General features: G+C 66.7%; 12 protein-coding genes. 9 read left to right on the top strand and 3 right to left on the bottom strand.

The genetic code is table 11. The annotated features are described in order from the left end of the window. The first annotated feature begins 6 nt into the window (after window positions 1–6). From BSQ44_RS22140 to gph, 7 genes are all read left to right on the top strand, one after another. The gene (locus BSQ44_RS22140; protein ID WP_072607238.1) at window positions 7–1,173 is read left to right on the top strand and encodes an iron-containing alcohol dehydrogenase; all 1,167 of its coding nucleotides are present in this window, start codon (window positions 7–9) and stop codon (window positions 1,171–1,173) included. 210 nt (window positions 1,174–1,383) lie between these two features. Beyond that, window positions 1,384–2,490 (top strand): ABC transporter substrate-binding protein, encoded by a 1,107-nt coding sequence (locus BSQ44_RS22135; protein WP_072607237.1) that lies wholly within the window; start codon window positions 1,384–1,386, stop codon window positions 2,488–2,490. An 84-nt stretch (window positions 2,491–2,574) separates the two neighbouring features. Beyond that, entirely contained in the window at window positions 2,575–3,471 is an 897-nt protein-coding gene (locus BSQ44_RS22130; RefSeq protein ID WP_072607236.1) for an ABC transporter permease, read from the top strand. Next, a complete protein-coding gene (locus BSQ44_RS22125; RefSeq protein ID WP_072607235.1) occupies window positions 3,468–4,259 on the top strand; it encodes an ABC transporter permease in 792 nt (263 codons plus the stop codon). The genes BSQ44_RS22130 and BSQ44_RS22125 overlap by 4 nt, the downstream gene beginning before the upstream one ends. Window positions 4,260–4,280: 21 nt before the next feature. After that, entirely contained in the window at window positions 4,281–5,348 is a 1,068-nt protein-coding gene (locus tag BSQ44_RS22120) for an ABC transporter ATP-binding protein (protein WP_072607234.1), read from the top strand. 127 nt (window positions 5,349–5,475) lie between these two features. Further along, window positions 5,476–6,159 carry a ribulose-phosphate 3-epimerase gene (gene rpe, locus BSQ44_RS22115; RefSeq protein WP_072607233.1) on the top strand — a complete coding sequence of 228 codons (684 nt, stop codon included), beginning with the start codon at window positions 5,476–5,478 and terminating at the stop codon, window positions 6,157–6,159. Continuing rightward, window positions 6,156–6,866, top strand: coding sequence for a phosphoglycolate phosphatase (gph, locus tag BSQ44_RS22110; RefSeq protein WP_072608220.1), 711 nt, complete (start codon window positions 6,156–6,158; stop codon window positions 6,864–6,866). Before rpe ends, gph begins: the two co-directional genes overlap by 4 nt. 231 nt (window positions 6,867–7,097) lie before the next feature. Here the strand turns inward: gph and BSQ44_RS27020 are convergent, their stop codons facing one another. The 3 genes from BSQ44_RS27020 to BSQ44_RS22100 form a co-directional block, all read right to left on the bottom strand. After that, on the bottom strand, window positions 7,098–7,250 hold the full coding sequence (locus BSQ44_RS27020) for a hypothetical protein (RefSeq protein ID WP_157894663.1): 153 nt from the start codon (window positions 7,248–7,250) through the stop codon (window positions 7,098–7,100). A 61-nt stretch (window positions 7,251–7,311) separates the two neighbouring features. Beyond that, window positions 7,312–8,286, bottom strand: coding sequence for a LysR family transcriptional regulator (locus BSQ44_RS22105; RefSeq protein ID WP_072607232.1), 975 nt, complete (start codon window positions 8,284–8,286; stop codon window positions 7,312–7,314). Next, on the bottom strand, window positions 8,273–9,814 hold the full coding sequence (locus BSQ44_RS22100) for an amidase (RefSeq protein WP_083535037.1): 1,542 nt from the start codon (window positions 9,812–9,814) through the stop codon (window positions 8,273–8,275). The genes BSQ44_RS22105 and BSQ44_RS22100 overlap by 14 nt, the downstream gene beginning before the upstream one ends. Before the next feature lie 351 nt (window positions 9,815–10,165). Here BSQ44_RS22100 and BSQ44_RS22095 point away from each other — a divergent pair, with 351 nt between their 5' ends. Both BSQ44_RS22095 and BSQ44_RS22090 read left to right on the top strand, forming a co-directional pair. Beyond that, window positions 10,166–11,218: an ornithine cyclodeaminase gene (locus tag BSQ44_RS22095; RefSeq protein ID WP_072608218.1), complete on the top strand. Its 1,053-nt coding sequence runs from the start codon at window positions 10,166–10,168 to the stop codon at window positions 11,216–11,218. 1 nt (window position 11,219) lies between these two features. Beyond that, the gene (locus BSQ44_RS22090; protein ID WP_072607231.1) at window positions 11,220–12,392 is read left to right on the top strand and encodes an amidohydrolase; all 1,173 of its coding nucleotides are present in this window, start codon (window positions 11,220–11,222) and stop codon (window positions 12,390–12,392) included. Window positions 12,393–12,438: the final 46 nt, after the last annotated feature.

The raw sequence follows: 12,438 nt of genomic DNA, 5'->3' as shown, positions 1-12,438 counted from the left end.
AGCCCGATGACCACTCTCGTCTCCAAATGGAACTTCCCCACCACCGTCCGCTTCGGCGCCGGCCGCATTTCCGAACTGCACGACGCGCTGCATTCGTGCGGCATCTCGCATCCGCTCTTTGTCACCGATCCCGGCCTGCTCAAGCTGCCGGTGACTGCGAAGGCGCTCAAGGTGTTGGACGACGCCAAGATGCCCTACAGGGTCTTTTCCGAGGTCAAGCCGAACCCGGTGGAATCGAACCTGACCGCCGGTATCGAGGCATTCAAATCGGCCGGCCATGACGGTGTCATCGCCTTCGGCGGCGGCTCGGCGCTCGACCTCGGCAAGCTGATAGCCTTCCAGGCCGGCCAGACACGGCCCGTCTGGGACTTCGAGGACATCGGCGACTGGTGGACGCGGGCCGATGCCTCGAAGATCGTACCGATCGTCGCGGTGCCCACCACCGCCGGTACTGGTTCGGAGGTTGGGCGCGCCGGCGTCATCACGCACGAGGAGAGCCACACCAAGAAGGTGATCTTCCATCCGAAGATGCTGCCGGCGATCGTCATCGCCGATCCGGAGCTGACGGTCGGGATGCCGCCCTTCATAACGGCCGGGACAGGTATGGACGCGCTGGCGCACTGCCTGGAGGCCTACTGCGCGCCGGGATACCACCCGATGGCCGACGGCATTGCGGTGGAGGGCGTGCGGCTGGTGCTGGACAACCTGCCGAAAGCCTTCGCCAACGGCAAGGACCTGACCGCCCGCGCCCACATGATGAGCGCGGCGGCGATGGGCGCGACCGCCTTCCAAAAAGGGCTCGGCGCCATCCACGCGCTGTCGCACCCCGTCGGCGCGCTCTACGACACCCATCACGGCATGACCAACGCCGTCTTCATGCCTTACGTGCTGGCCTTCAACCGCGAGGCGGTGGAGGAGCGGATCGATCGCCTGGCCGCCTATTGCGGCATCAAGGGAGGCTACGACGGTCTCGCGAAGGACATCGTGAAACTGCGCAAGGAGCTGAAGGTGCCGCACACGCTGGGCGGCCTCATCGAAGGCCTCGATATGGACAAGGCCCGCAAGCAACTCATCGCCGACATGGCGGTCGTCGATCCCACTGCAGGCGGCAATCCCGTCAAGCTGACGAAGAAGGCGGCGCTCACGCTTCTGGAGCAGGCGATCGCCGGGTGAGCGCTGTGCGGCGGCTGCGATCGGGAGAAGACAGCAGCCTTTGGCGACAATTAGCCGGAGAAAGACCGAATCTCATTGCCGCGACCGGCTAACTGTTGTTAACTTTTTCCGGCTCGTGCGACAGATGACGGCGGCGTTCATCCAATTGTCACGGGACAAAGGTAACCGCGTCGCAGGCGCCCTTCGGCGTCATTCCTACGGAGAGAGAACATGTTGAAACGCACGGGAACAGCGCTGTCCGTGACAGCCGCGCTATTGATGGTGTCGACGGCGATCTCGTCGGCCCAGGACATGGCCGAACTCGAGGCCGCCGCCAAGGCGGAAGGCATGCTGACCACCATCGCGCTGCCCCACGACTGGTGCGGCTACGGCGACGTCATCGCCGGCTTCAAGGCGAAGTATCCCGAAATCACCGTGAACGAGCTGAACCCGGATGCCGGTTCGGCGGACGAACTCGAAGCCGTCCGCGCCAACAAGGACAACAAGGGCCCGCAGGCGCCGGACGTGCTCGACGTGGGCCTCGCCTTCGGCCCGCAGGCACAGGCCGAAGGGCTCCTGATGCCCTACAAGGTCTCGACCTGGGACTCGATCCCCGACAGCGCCAAGGATGCCGACGGCCACTGGTACGGCGACTACTACGGCGTGCTTTCCTTCGCCGTGAACACCGACATCGTCCAGAACCTTCCGGCCGACTGGTCGGACCTTCTGAAGCCGGAATACGCCAACAGCGTCGCTCTGGCAGGCGATCCGCGCGCTTCCAACCAGGCGATCTTCGGTGTGCATGCCGCTGGCCTTGCTTCGGGCGCCGCTGCCGGTGAAGCCGCCGGCGAGGCGGGGCTGAACTTCTTCTCTGAACTCAACAAGGCCGGCAACTTCGTACCGACCATCGGCAAGTCCGGCACGCTCGCGCAGGGCGCCACCCCGATCGTGATCTGGTGGGACTACAACGCGCTGTCGGGCCGCGACGCGCTCAACGGCAACCCGCCGGTCGAGGTCATCGTTCCGGCTTCGGGCGTCGTCGCCGGCGTCTACGTCCAGGCGATCAGCGCCTACGCGCCGCACCCGAACGCCGCCAAGCTGTGGATGGAATATCTCTACTCGGACGAAGGACAGCTCGGCTGGCTCAAGGGCTACTGCCATCCGATCCGCTTCAACGATCTCGCCGCCAAGGGCGTGATCCCGCAGGAGATGATGGACGCGCTGCCGCCGGCCGCTGCCTACGAGAAGGCCGTGTTCCCGACGCTCGAGGAGCAGGACGCCGCCAAGCAGGTCATCACCGGCAAGTGGGACAGCACCGTCGGCGCCAACGTCCAGTAGCGTCCGCCGTTCCAAAGAACACGCGGTTCCCGCTTCGGCGGGAGCCGCTTCCTTGAAATGCAGCGACCGTCGGGCGGGCAGGGGATGACTGAAGCTGATGCCGTGATATCCGCCGCGCCGCCCGCATCCCGCCGGCCGCGGCTCTCTCTGGCGTGGGTCGGCATCGTCCCGTTCGTCGTCTTCGCGCTGCTCTTCCTCGTCCTGCCGACGCTGCAGATCGTCACAGGCGCCTTCCGCAACACGTCGGGTGGATTCACGCTCGACAACATCGCGAACCTGTTCACGCCGTCGATCATGGCGGCCTACTGGATCTCGATCCGCATTTCCGTAGCGTCCGCCTTCCTCGGCTGCCTGATAGGCTTCCTTCTCGCCTGGGCCATGGTCCTCGGCGGACTGCCGAAAGGCGTCCGCTCCCCGCTGCTCACCTTCTCCGGCGTCGCGTCGAACTTTGCCGGCGTACCGCTCGCCTTCGCCTTCCTCGCCACTTTCGGACGGCTCGGCCTGGTCACGCTCATCCTGCGCGACTGGTTCGGCATCAACATCTACGCCTACGGCTTCAACATCCTGTCCTTCGGCGGGCTGACGCTCACATACCTGTTCTTCCAGATCCCGCTGATGATCCTGATCGTCACGCCCGCGCTCGACGGCATGCGGCGCGAATGGCGCGAGGCCGCGTCGATCCTCGGCGCCACCGGGTTCCAGTACTGGCGCATGGTGGCGCTGCCGATCCTGTGGCCGACGCTGCTCGGAACCTTCGCGCTGCTCTTCGCCAATTCCTTCGGCGCGGTGGCCACCGCCTACGCGCTCACGGGCTCGTCGCTGTCGATCGTGCCGATCCTGCTCTTCGCCCAGATCCGCGGCGACGTGCTGCAGGACCCGCATCTCGGATACGCGCTCGCCTTCGGCATGATCGTCATCACCGGCATCGCCAACTTCGTCTACATCTGGCTGCGCACCCGCAGCGAACGGTGGATCAAATGACGGTCAACCGCTTCTGGTCCTGGATCTTCCTCGTCCTCGGCGTTCTCTATTTCGCCCTGCCGCTGGTCGGCACCTTCGAGTTCTCCATGAAGATGCGGCGCGGCGTCTACAGCCTCGACGCCTACGAGGCGGTGATCTTCGATCCCCGCTTCCAGGAGACCTTCACCTATTCGGTGATGATGGCGCTGGCCACGATCGTCGTCGGCGTGCTTCTAGTCGTGCCGACGGCCTACTGGGTACGCCTGAAGCTGCCGGCTTGGCGCCCTGTGCTGGAGTTCGTGACGCTGCTGCCGCTGGTCATCCCGCCCATCGTCATCGTCTTCGGCTACATCCGGCTCTACAACACTTCCTCCTGGCTGCCGCTCACCGGCACGGCCATGGGCACCAACATCCTCCTGATGTTCGGCTATGTCGTGCTGGCGCTGCCCTACATGTACCGCGCGGTCGACACGGGTCTTCGGGCCATCGACGTGCGCACCCTGACGGAGGCGGCGCAGAGCCTCGGCGCCGGCTGGGCGACGATCATGTGGCGTGTCATCCTGCCCAACGTGCTGGTGGCGGTGCTCTCGGGCGCGTTCCTGACCTTCGCCATCGTGATCGGCGAGTTCGTCATGGCCGCGCTTCTCAACCGCCCGGCCTTCGGGCCCTACCTGCAATTGATCGGCGCCAACCGCGCCTACGAGCCGGCCGCGCTCGCCGTCATCGCCTTCGGCATCACCTGGAGCTGCATGGCCTTGATCCAGGTGGTGTCGCGCTTCGCGCCGCGGCCGCCGGCCCAGCCGCACTGATTTCCGGAGAGACGTACCGCCATGTCAGACACGTTCCTCTCCATCCGTCAGGTGCACAAGGCCTTCGGCACGACCGTGGTCGTACAGGAGTTCAACCTCGACGTCCGCCAGGGCGAATTCGTCTCCTTCCTCGGCCCCTCGGGCTGCGGCAAGACCACGATGCTCCGGATCGTCGCCGGCTTCGAGGAGCCCAGCTCCGGCTCGGTGTTCATCGGCGGCAAGGACGTCACCCGCCTGAAGCCCAACCAGCGCAACATCGGCATGGTGTTCCAGGCCTATGCACTGTTTCCGAACATGACGGTGGCGCAGAACATCGGCTTCGGCCTCAAGGTGGCCGGCATGCCCAAGGCGCAGATGCAGGCGCGCGTCGGCGAGATGCTGGAACTGATCAAGCTGCAGGAGTTCGGCGGACGCTATCCCTACCAGCTTTCGGGCGGCCAGCAGCAGCGCGTGGCGCTCGCCCGCGCGATGGCGGGCAAGCCGCAGGTGCTTCTCCTCGACGAGCCGCTCTCCGCCCTCGACGCCAAGGTGCGCGTGTCGCTGCGCGAGGAAATCCGCGCCATCCAGAAGGAACTCGGAATCACGACCATCTTCGTCACGCACGACCAGGAAGAGGCGCTGTCGATGTCCGACCGGATCGTGGTGATGTACAACGGCCGCGCCGAACAGGTCGGCACACCGTTCGAGATCTACAACAAGCCGGCGACACGCTTCGTGGCGGGGTTTGTCGGCACGCTCAACGTGCTGGAGGGCAAGGTCGCCGACGCCGAAAAGGGCATCGTGCGGATCGGCTCGGAAGAGGTTCTCACCGGCCGCCCGCTCACCGGCCGCAAGGCGGGAGAGCAGATATCGCTGGCGCTGCGGCCGGAGGCTATCTCGCTCGGCCATGGCCAGGGCCGCGTGGCGACCGCGACCGGCGTGATCCGCGAGGTTTCCTTCCTTGGCTCCGTCATCCGCGTGCGCGTCGCGCTCGGCGACGATTTGGTGTCGCTCGACACCTTCAACAACCCGGCGAGCCCGCCGCCCGTCGCCGGTGAAAAAGCCTCGATCAGCTTCTCGCCCGACGATGTGTTGCTGCTCGACGCGTAGGCTTCCGCGCCGCAACCGCGTTTTTCACAGGCCGCACGCCACCACCCTTGCCATCCGGCGTCGCGCAAGCCATGTCAGCGCCTGACGCGAAGCCGGCTGCGACCGGCATGAGCCAGGGAAGCTCGACATGACCAGCACCATCATCGCCCCTTCAATCCTCTCGGCCGATTTCTCGCGGCTGGGCGAAGAGATCGAGGCGGTGGACCGCGCGGGAGCCGACTGGATCCACCTCGACGTGATGGACGGGCATTTCGTGCCCAACATCACCTTCGGCGCACCCGTCATCAAGGCGGTGCGTGGTCGGTCCAGGAAGGTCTTCGACTGCCACCTGATGATCGAACCAGCCGATCCGTATCTCGCCGCCTTCGCCGATGCCGGCTGCGACATCATTACGGTCCACGCCGAAGCGACGAAGCATCTCGATCGTTCGCTACAGGCGATCCGCGACCTCGGCAAGAAGGCCGGCGTTTCGCTGAACCCCGCGACGCCGGAGAGCGTCATCGAATACGTGCTCGACCGGCTCGACCTCGTGCTCCTCATGACGGTCAACCCCGGCTTCGGCGGCCAGGCTTTCATACCGTCGGTGGTCGAGAAGGTGGCGCGGGTGAAGGCGATGATCGGGTCGCGGCCGATCGACATCGAGATCGACGGCGGCGTCACGCCTGAGACGGCGCCGCTGGTCGCGGCGGCGGGGGCAAACGTCCTCGTGGCAGGTTCGGCGGTGTTCAAGGGCGGAACCGAACAGGCCTATGCGGAAAATATCGCCGCGATCCGGCGGGCGTCGGATGGCGCGATGCGGTGCGCGGCGTGAGCGACGCGCCGCTCCTCGTCGGACGACCTGACGGCTGGCCGAAGGCGGTCCTCTTCGACCTCGACGGCACGCTGGTCGATTCCGCGCCCGACATCGCAGCCGCGACCAACGAACTGATGGCGCAGCACGGGTTGCCGGCGCATTTGCTGGCGGACGTGCGGGCGATGATCGGCAACGGGGTGGCCAAGCTCGTCGAACGGGCTTTCGCGGCACGTGGACGGCCGCTCGAAGGCGGCGCGCTCGACGATGCCGTGGCCGAAATGATGCCGATCTACGGTCGGCACCTGACCCGCCTCACGACCGTGCTGCCCGGTGCCCGCGAAAGCCTCGCCGCCCTTTCGGCAGCGGGCTTGAAGCTCGCCGTCGTCTCCAACAAGCCGATGCCGTTCACGCGCGCCGTGGTCGACCACTACGGCTTTTCACCGTTCCTCGCGGCGGTGCAGGGCGCGGAGCCCGGCATCGCCAAGAAGCCCGCGCCCGACATGCTGTTCGCCGCGCTGGCGAGGATGGATGTCGCGGCCGGCCAAGCGCTGATGGTCGGAGACAGCGCGGCGGACGCCCGCTCCGCCAGGGCGGCGGGCATTGCGGTCGCCCTGGTACGCGGTGGCTATACGCCGGAGGCGCCGGATGCTCTCGGAGCCGACCACGTGCTCGTCAGCCTGCAAGACCTTCCCACCGCGCTCGGAACCTTGCCGGCGCAGACCTGAGCCGGCGGTTCCGTTCCAGGACCATTGTCGGGCTGCTGCCTTGGATCGGAAATCCGCGACTGGGGCGATTTCCGGAAGGGCCGCACGGGAGACTGGCTCGCGGGCTTCGACACTGAGTGCTCGGCGGCGGCATCCGGTTCTGGCTAGGGGCGGCATTGCGTTGCTCGTTCTGGCCATCTGGCTGGCCTACGCCTGACCGCTGCCAACTGGACGCGTGATGGTCCATCCCGGTCAGACCTTCGACTTCGGACCCGATTTCCGCGCGCTCGTGGCGCCGAAGAATTCCGGCGCCAGTCCGGCGCGCCGCAGCCTCTCCTCGGGCGTGACCGGCTTGCGCCTGGGGCGGATGGCTATTGCCAACAGCATCAGCAGCCTGCGCAACATGGCGTCCTCCTCGTGACGTTCCGAACGAACGGGAGGCGGGCATGTTCCGGTGGAAATGCCCTCATTCTCCATTACCGGAGACTGCGGGCCTGGATTCGGTCGAAAGGGACCTCGCGCGGCGGCGGGTCGCTGCGATGAAGTCGCGCACGACCACCGACGCGTCGCTGCGCCGGAACGCCACTGCCAGCTCCGAGCGGGGACGCACGTCGGACAGGGGCCGATAGCAGATGCTGGGGAGCTGTATGCACTGCAGTGACTGCGGCACAAGGGCGACGCCAAGCCCGACCGACACCATGCTGGCGATGGTCACGAAGTCGCGTCCCTGAGGGCCCATCCTCGGTTCGAAGCCCACTTCGTGGCAGGCCGCTCTCGTGTGCTGGCTGAAGCTGACGCGCGGTGGATGCCTCGGCGTGATGAAGACCTCGTCGCTCAGTGCGCGCAGCGGGACGGCCTCCTGCGACGCCAGAGGGTGGCTCGTCGGAAGCGCCACGAAGAGTTCCTCCTGGAGGATCGGTATGAAGGAGAGCCCGATGGGCAGCGGAACGGGCGGGCGGATGAAGCCCAGGTCGAGCCGCCCGTCGCTGATTGCCTCCAGCTGCGGCAGCATCTCCATTTCCGATATTTCCAGCTCGACCTGCGGATGGGTCTCGCGGAATTCGCCGACCAGGTGCGTCAGCATGCCGACATAGGCGGCCGACCCGACATAACCGATCGCGAGCCGTCCCACCTCGCCGCGCGCCGCGCGCCGCGCAGTCTGCACCGCAACCTCCGCCTGCGCCATCACCTTGCGCGCCTCGGCGGCGAACATCTCCCCGGCCAGCGTGAAGCGCAGCCGGCGGCGCGAGCGGTCGAAGAGGGTGGCTTCGAGGATGTGTTCGAGGATCTTGATCTGCTGGCTGAGACCGGGCTGGGCGATGTTCAGCCGCTCGGCTGCGCGGCCGAAGTTCATCTCGTCGGCGATGGCGAGGAAGTACCGGATGTGGCGCAGTTCGATGTTGCCGAGGTTCGTCGGCCGCTTCGTTTCAGCCTTGTCCATTTGTCGATCCTGCCACCTGGAGATTTTTGAGCGGCGGGCCGGGCCAGGAAACGCGCGGGAACAGCCGCTCGACGACGGCGCAAAGCGCCAGCACGCCGCGATCGTCCAGCCGACGCCCCATCACCTGAAGTCCGATCGGCCGCCCGTCCGACGTGAAACCGATCGGGACCGAAGCGGCGGGCTGGCCGGTGAAGTTCGCCAGCGCGGAGAACGGCACCCAGGCGGACGGCGCCACCGCCTGGCCGTCGATACGCTCGGGCCCGAACCCGTCGCCGGGAAAGGCAGTGGCGGCGGTCGACGGCGTGATGAGGAAATCGAAATCCTGCATGAAGCGGGCCGTCACGTTGACGACCCGCTTGCGCTCCATCAGGGCTGCGCTGAACTGGTCGCCGGTCCATGTCCGTTCGAGAATGCTGCCCAGCCAGCCGCCAAGCTCCACGCCCTGCCGCTCGGCCATCGCCCGCAGGCCGGCGCGATCGGTATCGAGCGCGACGAGCGTGTCGAGCAGCGTTTCGGTGTTACCCACCGCCGGATGGGCCTCCTCGATCGCCTCGAACGAGGAGCCCAGCCGTGCGACTGCGTGTTCCACGGCGGCGCGAATTTCCGGATCGACCACGGCGAAGCCGAGATCGGTGCTGAAGGCGATGCGGGCGCCTAGCAGCCGTCCGGCGTCGAGGTCGCTCCAGTCGGCGCCGAGGGGAGGGAGCGAATGGCGGTCGTACTGTGAAGGTCCCGCAAGGACCGACAGCGCCAGCGCGGCATCGGCTGCGTTGCGGGTCATCGGCCCGATGTGCTCCAGCCCTTCCCAGCCGGACTGGCCCGGATAGCGCTCGTCGCGGCAGCCGGGATAGACCGGAACCAGTCCGAAGGACGGCTTCATTCCGAAGATGCCGCAGAGCGCTGCGGGTATCCGGACCGAGCCGCCGCCGTCGCTGCCGAGCGCCAGCGGAACCATGCGCGCCGCGACCGCTGCCGCCGAGCCAGCGCTCGAGCCTCCCGGCGACAGCTCCGTGTTCCACGGGTTGCACGTCGGGGCGAAGAGATCGTTCCGACCGATGCCGCCATAACCGAACTCGGCCGCATTGGTCTTGCCGATCACGATGGCGCCGGCCGCCCTCAGGCACTCCACCGCCACGTCGTCGCGGTCGGGGACGAAATCGGCATAGAGGCGGGAGCCGAAGGTCGTCTTCAGGCCCTTCGTCCAGAGCAAGTCCTTTACGCCGACGGGAACGCCGGCCAGCTGTCCGACCTCGGTACCTGCGGCGAGACGCGCATCGATCTCCTCGGCCTGCGCCAGCGCCGTGTCGTCAAGCGTACAGAACGCATTTATGCCGCCATCGACCTCCCGAATGCGTCGCAGCGCGACTTCCGTCACCTCGGTGGCGGTCCACTCGCGATTCCTGATGGCGGTCGCCAGTTCGCGCAAATCGAGCGACAGGGGTGATCGCTGCTCGACGGCGTCTCCGCCCTTTCCCCCGGCGGCGAACTCTTGCCGATCCTGCTTCCTCGCCGTCGGTTTGGACGTCATCCAGGCCTCGCAATCCATAGGTCAGAATTATCGTAATGGGGCAGACAGCATAATGGAACTGATGGCTCGGCTTGTCCAACATGCTCCCATCAGTCGGTAGGAGCCGCGATCGGCGCATCGGAGACGCAGGGTGGAGAGTGCTTCGCGAGAAGGAAGCTCTGGGGTGAGGGCAGCCACGGCAAAGTGGCCCGTGCACCCTCCGCTTCTGCGTTTCCTGTGTGCCCTGGGCGCAGCATCGGCGGGCTCGTGTTTGTCATGAACGCGATTTCGCCCATCGATACGGGCGTCGTTGCCGCGGGAGGTTCCTGGCCGGCGAATGCACTCGGGTATGGAACGCAACTGGAGCTTCGAATGCCCATCACGGCGCCGGGTCCCCTGAGCCTCGTCCCCTTCGTCAGCGTCCAGCACATGATGCAGCTCGTCCTCGAAATCGGGATTCCGCGTCTGCTGGCCGAGATGGCTTCCTACATCGAGGAGGATTTTCGCCGCTGGAAGGCCTTTGACAAGACGCCGCGCGTCGCGGCGCATTCGGCCGAGGGTGTCATCGAGCTCATGCCGACCAGCGACGGGGTCACCTACGGCTTCAAATACGTCAACGGCCATCCGAAGAACATACGCGAGGGGCGCCAGACCGTGACCGCGTTCGGCGTGCTGGCCAATGTCGGCAACGGCTACCCGCTGCTGCTTTCCGAGATGACGCTTCTGACCGCGCTTCGCACCGCGGCGACGTCGGCGCTCGCCGCGCGCCATCTCGCGCCGCCGAACCCTCGCACCATGGCGATCATCGGCAACGGCGCGCAATGCGAATTCCAGGCGCTCGCGTTCCAGGCGATCTGCGGGGTCGATACCATTCGTCTCTACGACATCGACCCCGCCGCGACGCGCAAGGCGGCGGCCAATCTCTCGGACAGCGGCCTGTCGGTCGTGGCCTGCCGGAGTGCGGAAGAGGCGGTCGAGACGGCGGAGATCATCACGACCTGCACCGCCGACAAGCAGTACGCCACGATCCTGACCGACAACATGGTCGGATCCGGCGTCCATCTCAACGCGGTCGGCGGCGATTGCCCAGGCAAGACCGAGCTGCATCGCGACATCCTGCTGCGGTCGGACATCTTCGTGGAGTACACGCCGCAGACGAGGATCGAGGGCGAGATCCAGCAACTGGATCCCGATCATCACGTGACGGAGTTGTGGAAAGTGATCGAAGGAAGCGCGCCCGGCCGGCGCGACGCGACCCAGGTGACCCTGTTCGACAGCGTCGGCTTCGCCACCGAGGATTTCTCGGCCCTCCGCTACATCCGCGACAGGATTGCCGGCACCACCCATTTCCAGGCGCTCGACCTGCTCGCCGACCCCGACGAGCCGCGCGACCTTTACGGCATGTTGCGCAGGGCGGCGGCCTGATATGAGCACCTATGTCCTCCCCCGGCCGACCAATTCGGACATCGCAGAACTCGCCGACTTCCGCCGCGAACTCCACCGTCATCCCGAACTTTCGGGAGAAGAAGCCGAGACCGCCCGCCGCGTCGTCGCCATGCTCGAGCCGACCAGTCCCGACCGCGTGCTCACCGGTCTCGGAGGCCACGGCGTCGCCGCCATCTACGACAGTGGCAAGCCCGGCCTTACGGTGATGTTCCGCTCGGAACTGGACGCGCTGCCGATCGAGGAACTGGGCGACGTTTCGCACCGCTCGCTGGTGCCGGGCAAGGCGCATCTGTGCGGCCATGACGGGCATTCGACCATCCTGCTTGGGCTGGCTCGCCTCCTGGGACGTGCGCGTCCGCCGGACGGCAAGGTCGTCCTGATGTTCCAGCCAGCGGAAGAGGACGGTTCCGGCGCGGCGGCGGTCATCGACGATCCTCGTTACGGGGAGATCCGCCCGGACTATGCTTTCTCCCTGCACAACAAGCCCGGCGCGCCGCTCGGCTCGGCGGTGCTGTCGCCCGGCCCCGCGAACTGCGCCTCGCGCGGTATTTCGATCCGTCTGCGCGGAAGCACGGCGCACGCCGCGCAGCCGGAGACCGGCCGATCGCCGATGCGGGCAGTGGCGCGGCTGATGCCAGCGCTGGAGGAATGCGGCGGCCGCGGCCCGCTGGGGCCGGATTTCGCCATGGTGACGGTGACCCATTCGTCGATGGGCGCCGCAGTGTACGGCGTGGCGCCGGGAGAAGCCCGCATCCTCGCGACGCTTCGCACGGTGACCGACGACGCGATGGCGGCGCTGTGCGAGAGGGTCGAGGCGCTGATCGCGGAGACGGCGCAAGCGCATTTGCTCTGCTTCGACATCGAATACGCCGACATCTTCCTGGCATGCACCAACGACCCGCTCGCCACGGAGTATCTCAGCGCCGGCGTCGCGCGCGCCGGCCTGCCGTTCGCGTCCCTTCCCATGCCGCAGCGTGGGTCGGAGGATTTCGGCCGGTTCGGGCACGGAGCCCGTTCGGCGATGCTCTTCCTCGGCGCAGGAGAAAATCTGCCGCAGGTGCACACACCGACCTACGACTTTCCCGATGAACTCATCGGGCCGGGGATAAGGCTGTTTTCCGAGACGCTTTCGGCCTGCATGGAGCGGGGCTGAGGAGATGCGGGACCTAGCACGCGCTGACGCTCCGGTCGGTGAAAGG

Origin of the sequence: Aquibium oceanicum, from assembly GCF_001889605.1 — a bacterium.
In the GTDB taxonomy this organism is placed as follows: Bacteria; Pseudomonadota; Alphaproteobacteria; order Rhizobiales; family Rhizobiaceae; genus Aquibium; species Aquibium oceanicum.
Note: the sequence above shows the minus strand (reverse complement) of the source record. Positions and strands in the feature narration are given on the sequence as shown.

Bases quoted from the DNA above. Each gene is read 5' to 3' on its own strand.
- BSQ44_RS22120 (WP_072607234.1), top strand. From the start codon at position 4,281: ATGTCAGACACGTTCCTCTCCATCCGTCAGGTGCACAAGGCCTTCGGC.
- BSQ44_RS22100 (WP_083535037.1), bottom strand. From the start codon at position 9,814: ATGACGTCCAAACCGACGGCGAGGAAGCAGGATCGGCAAGAGTTCGCC.
- BSQ44_RS27020 (WP_157894663.1), bottom strand. From the start codon at position 7,250: ATGTTGCGCAGGCTGCTGATGCTGTTGGCAATAGCCATCCGCCCCAGG.
- BSQ44_RS22090 (WP_072607231.1), top strand. From the start codon at position 11,220: ATGAGCACCTATGTCCTCCCCCGGCCGACCAATTCGGACATCGCAGAA.
- BSQ44_RS22130 (WP_072607236.1), top strand. From the start codon at position 2,575: ATGACTGAAGCTGATGCCGTGATATCCGCCGCGCCGCCCGCATCCCGC.
- BSQ44_RS22105 (WP_072607232.1), bottom strand. From the start codon at position 8,286: ATGGACAAGGCTGAAACGAAGCGGCCGACGAACCTCGGCAACATCGAA.
- BSQ44_RS22125 (WP_072607235.1), top strand. From the start codon at position 3,468: ATGACGGTCAACCGCTTCTGGTCCTGGATCTTCCTCGTCCTCGGCGTT.
- BSQ44_RS22140 (WP_072607238.1), top strand. From the start codon at position 7: ATGACCACTCTCGTCTCCAAATGGAACTTCCCCACCACCGTCCGCTTC.
- BSQ44_RS22095 (WP_072608218.1), top strand. From the start codon at position 10,166: ATGCCCATCACGGCGCCGGGTCCCCTGAGCCTCGTCCCCTTCGTCAGC.
- rpe (WP_072607233.1), top strand. From the start codon at position 5,476: ATGACCAGCACCATCATCGCCCCTTCAATCCTCTCGGCCGATTTCTCG.
- BSQ44_RS22135 (WP_072607237.1), top strand. From the start codon at position 1,384: ATGTTGAAACGCACGGGAACAGCGCTGTCCGTGACAGCCGCGCTATTG.